This window comes from Pseudaeromonas pectinilytica, assembly GCF_054780855.1.
On record NZ_BAAGVN010000283.1, the window covers coordinates 1 to 6,694 of the forward strand.

The window sequence follows — 6,694 nt, forward strand, 5'->3', positions numbered from 1 at the left end:
AAAGGAAGCATATGATCACAGGTGGAGATTTACGTCAATCAAGACTTGATATTGGTTATAAAACGTTCACGATCTCGCCCTGACATCACCATCTTTTATTTCTGAACCGAGAAAAGTCGAATGAACCATCTCTGTTATATATGCAACATCGGATAAATCGAGTTTTCCCCACCCAACATTCTGGCTTCGAACAAATGGTCGGCCACTATCCACGTATACAGATGCACCGCCAGTTGGCGTTTTTCCACTTCCAACCTTTACCGTATAATCATCGATTAAATAGATCTCCCAATCCTCTGGGATTTCTCCCAGTTCGCTGGGTTTATAGCCTTTGGGGGTGCCATCGGGGCGCAGGGCGAAGGCGGGCAGGCGGGTGCGGCCGGTCAGCAGTTGCTGCATGGTGGCACTCTTGATGGCCTGTTTCTTGGCGATCAGCTGCTCCAGCGCATCGATCAGCGCATCGCTATCCGACAACACATTGGCAATGGCGGTTTGTTCGGGCAAAGAAGGTAGATTAATTACCGTTGCACGGATAATACCATTGTACAATCGCGATATTGTACTGCCTTCAGGAGATGCCCAGCTAATAACCTTATAATAATGATGCAAGTATTCATTAATGATTTTATTTTTATTAATCTCCAGCCAAACAATATTTGAATCTTGGAAATATGCAGGTTCTCCGTCATAAACAACCGTTTTACCTAAAGTTCCTGCTGCAGAAATCAGGACATCACCTTTTTCCGGGAACGAGTATTTTGATTTAAATTCGTTATATCTGGAAATTGAAATGTAAGCATCAGGCTGTCCACCAAAAGTTCCAATTTTGAAGAATGGAATTTCACCTAATTCAGTTGTTTGATCAGAAAAAATCCGTTTGCACATACGGACTTCCGCGATATCGCCTAGTGCTACTTGCTCCCAATCCTCCGGAATAACCCCCACTTCGGTCTGCTTATAGCCTGCCGGAATAGTCTTGCCTGCTGCCTCTTGCATCATCGGTTCTGCCATTATGCCCACTCCAGCCCCATGCTTTTGAGATGCGCGGCCACCTTGGCTTCCAGATCAATGACCTGCTGGGTCAGTTGCGGCAGGGTGGCGCTGTAGCGCTCCTCCAACTCCTTGACGCGGTTGGCCAGCTGCTGGGTAATGCGCTCAATCTCCGCCTCGATGGCGGCCTGCAAGCTGGCACGCCACTTATCCTCCACCAGCAGTTGCTTGATCTCACCCTCTGTCAGCTTGGGGTAACGGGCAACCACAGCCCGATCCAGCGCCTCTTGCGCTTCTTTTACCGCCTTTTTGGCACTGCTTTCGGCTTCGAACCGCTTGATGGCGGTTTTTAGCGCCGATTTTTCGTCGGCATCGCTGGCCTGCTTGAGCCGCGCCTTCAGGCTGGCGGCGTTGATCTTGCCCGCATCGTTGGCCGCGTCACTCAGCAGCCCCTCCTCGCCGCCTTGCTCTTCCAGATAGCTTTCCAGATGTTGACTTGCCTCATCCGCGGCGGCCTGCAGGGCGTCGATGTTGGCCTGCTCGTTGGCAAAGAAGCGGGCCACCAGCAGCGCCGGTGGCAGTAGCTCGGCCTTGTATTTGCTCTTGCCTAGCACCAGATCCGGCGTCTCTTTAAGCTTCTCGCCCTTGTCGACTTTAAGCTCGCGCAGCACCTTGCCCGCCACCCAGCCATCCTGGCAGAGCACATAGACATCGTCTTGCATCACGGCATGCCAGTAGTCCAGCAACAGTTGGTAGATATCGTAGTTATCGATGAGCGGCAGCGGTGCATAGGCGGCGAGCAGCGATTCGCTGATCTCCTCGATCAATGCCTTGGGCGATTCACCCGGCTTTATCTCCGCCAGATTGCACTCGGTAAACCAGCGTGAGAAGGGTTCGAGTGAAGCAGAGGCAAAACGGACAAACTCGGGGTGCGCCAGTATGGCGCCCTTGACCTTGGCGGCCTCCACCAGAGCATGGCTATAACCCGCATGGGCCGGAGCAAACAGATCGGCCCGCAGGGTCGGAAACACCTGCCAGTAAGCGCCCAGTGCATCGATATCCCGATTGGGAATGCCGCCTTTAAGGTGGGCGGCCAGATCGTGCAGATCTTCGGCCTCGCTGGCATCGATATAGCGCGGAATATTCAGGTTGTAGTCGTTGGCGGCGATCTCGGAGAGCGGCACGGCGCGGCTGTAACGGGGGATCAGCTGCTCGCGGGTAAAGGTATCGACGATCTTGTGGATGTCCTGCTCGCGTAGCCGGTTCTTGTTGCCATCTTTGATAAAGCCTTTACTGGCATCGATCATAAACAGGCTCTGGCTGCTATACCCGTTGGCCTGGATGGCGCGCTGGTGCGCCGTCTCTTTGTCGATGACGATGATGCAGGCCGGAATACCGGTGCCGTAGAAGAGGTTGGCAGGCAGGCCGATAATGCCCTTGATAAAGCCTTGTTTGAGCAGATTCTCGCGGATGCGCGCCTCGGCATTGCCACGAAACAGCACGCCGTGGGGCAGGATCACCGCCCCCTTGCCGCGGCTGTTGAGGCTCTTGATGATGTGCAGCAAGAAGGCGTAATCGCCATTTTTCTCCGGCGGTACGCCCCAGACAAAGCGGCCAAACTCATCGTGCTCGGCATCCAGACCGCTGGTCCAGTTCTTGTTGGAAAAGGGCGGGTTGGCCACGGCAAAGTCGAAGCTCTTGAGCTGGTTGTTGCCCTCCTTCCACTGGGGCGCGGCCAGGGTATTGCCCTTCCAGATCTTGGCGGTCGGGTTGTCGTGCAGGATCATGTTCATGCGCGCCAGGGCGCTGGTGGCGTTATCCATCTCCTGACCGTAGATGGTTAGCCCCTTGGGGCCCGCCTCGTCACTGGCCTTGAGCAGCAAGGAGCCGGAACCGCAGGTGGGGTCGTAGACGGTGGCATCTTGCGGCGTCTGGCGGCTGATGCCGATCACCTTGGCCAGAATGCGCGACACCTCGGCCGGGGTATAGAACTGCCCCTTGGACTTGCCCGATTCGGTGGCGAAGTGGCGCATCAGGTATTCGTAGGCATCGCCTAGCAGATCATCGCCCTCGGTGCGGTTGGCGGAGAGATCCAGCCCCTCGAAGATGCCGATCAGCTTGGTCAGGCGGTCGATCATCTCCTTGCCCTTGCCCAGCTTGTCCTCATCGTTGAAGTCGGCGATGTCGATGACGCCCTTGAGATCATTGGCTCCGGCCAGTGCTGATATGGTGAGGTTGATCGCCTCGCCGATATTCTTGTCGCCCTTGAGCGCCACCATGTCGTCAAAGCTGGCCCCTTGCGGCACCTCTATCATGGCGTAGGGGTTGCCCTTGGCCTTGTCGGAAACGTACTTCACAAACAGCAGGGTGAGCACATAGTCCTTGTACTGGGAGGCGTCCATGCCGCCACGCAGTTCATCGCAACTGGCCCACAGGGAGGAGTAGAGTTCGTTTTTCTTGATCGCCATGAAATGTTCGTCCCGTAACCGCTAAGATCGCGCGCTCTGGCTGGCGATAACGCCGCCGACGCGCTAGATGACACGATAAATAATGAAAACAGATGAGGCAGCAGTTTATCCCCATGAGCGAGGCAGAGCCATGCGTCTGATCACCTCGACCAGATGAGGCCAAACCAAACGTACGATTTACAGACCAAACGCCCCTCAATAAGAAGAGAGCATACGCATTCAATGGGTTAGCTTCGACACTGAACGTATCCACATGTCGTATATTCGAGCAGATCCGGGTTGCAGAAAAAAGAAATGTGAGGCTCAATCAGGTGCGTTGACGAGAAATCGAATAGTCTGGTCACATCCCTCGAGTACGAACTCAGTCAGCTGTGAGCTCATCACTCGGAGCTTGATAACAAGGAGCGTTGCCGTTGAATTACTCACAGCTGAAAAACAGACATCGCCAACTGCGTGACTTATCGCCGACCAATCTGTCACTCCGCGTCCATCGAGCACTGAGCTGGCTGCAGCGTGCCGAAATGGCCGAAGATGAGGATGGCCAGTTCATTTTCCTCTGGATTGCCTTCAATGCCGCGTATGCCTGTGAAATAGACCCCGCCATTCGTCTTTGTGAGCAGACTACGTTCCGCAACTTTTTGGAGAAGCTCTGTCTTCTTGATGAACAAATGGCCATCGACAAGCTGGTCTGGCAGGAGTTCTCGGGCAGCATCCGGGTACTACTGGATACGCCGTATGTGTTGCAAGGGTTCTGGGATTACCACAGCCAACGCATCACAGAGCAGGAGTGGAAGAACCAGCTAGCCACTGGCAAGAAAATGGCCAGTCAGGCTCTCTCCAGCGGGAATACGCCCATGCTGCTTGGCGTCATCTTCAACCGCCTCTATACCCTGCGCAATCAACTGATTCATGGTGGCGCCACCTGGAATAGTCAGGTCAACCGCAAGCAACTGCATGACTGCGTCGGCCTGCTGCACAAATTAATTCCCCAGATCATTTCTTTGATGATGGAGCACCCAGAAACCCTCTGGGGCGATGCGTGCTATCCCGTGGTTGAGGTGGTGGATTGATTAACCGAATACTCTCAATTCAGTGCTCACTGTGACAACCCAACCCTAACTACGAACATGGTCAAAGTACCGCTGTGCTAAAGATTGGGCAGGTCAGTAGACAAAGAAACACCGCCAATAGGCACGAAGCAAGGGAACTGTTTATCAAACAAGGAATAACAACATGAGCACAATGAGTGACGACCAAATCATTGCAATGAAAAAAAGCGCACAAAAAGAAGTACAAGAAATTCTCGATACGCTCGATAACGACTATCCCGGCATCACCGAAGGCGTTGCTAGCGCAGTTGGTTCTGGTGTGGGAGCAACCGCTGCCTTTGGTGCACTATATGGTCTTGGCGTTACCGGTCTTTCTGGTGCAGGAATTACCTCTGGACTGGCAACTGCAGGAGGTCTGGTTGGTGGAGGAATGGTAGCAGGGATCGGGGTCCTTGCTGCGCCGATTGTCCTCTTGGGTATTGGCGGTTACGCACTGGCAAAAAAACGCAAGAATGCGAAGTTGTCTGCTGCTTTAGCTACTGCAATACAGAAGCTATACCACGTGCAAGAACATCTGCTAAAAAATGCCGAACACTTCCGTGATGAATTGGCAACAATTCGCGCGACCATTGATTTGCTAGCCAAGAAGAAACCCGCATGAAAAAGCAACCGTATCAAAAGGAACTCGATGCGATACGGTTGCTTCAAGAGCGTGGCGATAATATTGCACACCAGCATGGTGTCATAAGAAGCGATCTCGATGACATCAAAAACCAGCTGGCCGCCCTTGTAGCAAAAAATCCTATCGATAAGACAGAGCTTGCTCTAGAGATAGAAAAACAAGCAAAACGCCCCCAGACACAGATCTCACCTCTGCCTCAGCATTCGCTATCAGATATCTATCGTGAAGCAAACACCCGCTTTAAGGGTGAAACAACCTTTGGGCACATCCTTAACGAGGATGACCTACTGGCCACCAGCAGGCGAATAAACCAGCATGTTGAAGCTTTCAATCGTGAGTACAATCTGGATGGTTGGGACTATGCCATTGGTGGCAGCTGCGGATTAATCGCTGCGATGATTGATCTGCTATGTGTTAAGGCACCACCAAAACCAACAACCAAATGGACAGAAAAAGTTGATGGAATTTTCAATCGTTGGGTCCAAAATGCTTTCAACAAAGCACTTCCCCCCGAACTGAGCAAACTCCTCAGCGAGAAATACAAAATCGGGGCACCAGATACGTCAGTCACAAGCAAACTTGTGGACGCTTATGGGAAAGTGATCAATCCGGTCAATCACCGCCTGCGTTCTCTGGCCCATGATCCGATTCTTGGCGTCATCTTTGGTGTCCTGGATATGTTACGTGGGACGTGCACCGTTGTTCATGACGGCGTTATCGTCAGCTACCCATCTACCGTTCCCTCTCCTGATGGCACCATCTTTGAATTGATAGGCCGCATGATTGGGCATTTATGCTCTGATGTGAATGCACCATCGGCCAATGGCAATCGAGGCATGGGCCTGCCAGCGCCGTTTATGGGGCTGCTACGGATGCTTGAAGGTATCCCCATAGGAGACTCAAATTTCGGCAAACAAGTCGAGTACATGTACGTCAACGGATATGACTTCCGCCAGTTTGTGGTGACAAGCATACCAATGATGATCATGGAGATACTGCTGCGTGTTTTCTTCATTGCCAAACAGATGAATGTCTACGGTCTGCCGTTTTGTGAAGCAGCCATGCAAACAATGCCGACAAAAATGCACCCTCGATTCCGCATGATCTTGGCAATGGCTTATGGCACCTCAAGTGCAGTGAATGCTGGGAAGATCTACGTAACACAGAACCTGCTTAATCTGAACTATGCATCATGGATGGGCTTGGTATGGAATGGCTTCCATGCGTTCAGATGGGCGCTATATGAGCGGCATGTGCAATTGTGGGATGGTATTACAGAACAAGAGATAATCCGAATCGAGCAACTGAACTTGAATATGGATGACCTGATTGTTCGCGCCGAATCATTGCCAACATGATTTTTAACGGCCTATTTTAGCGCGATATAATACTGTTATTCGTAGCAAAATGTTGCGGGGCACTCCTGACTCTTATACACAAGTAGCGCCCTGAACGGAACCATTCCCGTTTTCCAGGATCTGATCTTCCATGTGACCTCCTAACAT

General features: G+C 52.3%; 5 protein-coding genes. 3 read left to right on the forward strand and 2 right to left on the reverse strand.

All coding sequences use genetic code 11. The features are described 5' to 3' along the window. Positions 1-66: 66 nt before the first annotated feature. Together ACYVG7_RS11435 and ACYVG7_RS11440 are read right to left on the reverse strand one after the other, a co-directional pair. Positions 67-1,011, reverse strand: coding sequence for a restriction endonuclease subunit S (locus ACYVG7_RS11435; protein WP_460883238.1), 945 nt, complete (start codon positions 1,009-1,011; stop codon positions 67-69). Continuing rightward, a complete protein-coding gene (locus ACYVG7_RS11440; protein WP_460883239.1) occupies positions 1,011-3,458 on the reverse strand; it encodes a type I restriction-modification system subunit M in 2,448 nt (815 codons plus the stop codon). Before ACYVG7_RS11440 ends, ACYVG7_RS11435 begins: the two co-directional genes overlap by 1 nt. Positions 3,459-3,871: 413 nt before the next feature. On the opposite strand from ACYVG7_RS11440, the gene ACYVG7_RS11445 reads away from it, so the two are divergent. The 3 genes from ACYVG7_RS11445 to ACYVG7_RS11455 all read left to right on the forward strand — a co-directional run bounded on the left by ACYVG7_RS11445 (position 3,872) and on the right by ACYVG7_RS11455 (position 6,547). Next, positions 3,872-4,528: a hypothetical protein gene (locus ACYVG7_RS11445; RefSeq protein WP_460883240.1), complete on the forward strand. Its 657-nt coding sequence runs from the start codon at positions 3,872-3,874 to the stop codon at positions 4,526-4,528. 163 nt (positions 4,529-4,691) lie between these two features. After that, the gene (locus ACYVG7_RS11450; RefSeq protein WP_460883241.1) at positions 4,692-5,168 is read left to right on the forward strand and encodes a hypothetical protein; all 477 of its coding nucleotides are present in this window, start codon (positions 4,692-4,694) and stop codon (positions 5,166-5,168) included. Continuing rightward, on the forward strand, positions 5,165-6,547 hold the full coding sequence (locus ACYVG7_RS11455) for a hypothetical protein (RefSeq protein WP_460883242.1): 1,383 nt from the start codon (positions 5,165-5,167) through the stop codon (positions 6,545-6,547). The genes ACYVG7_RS11450 and ACYVG7_RS11455 overlap by 4 nt, the downstream gene beginning before the upstream one ends. The last annotated feature ends 147 nt before the right edge of the window (positions 6,548-6,694 follow it).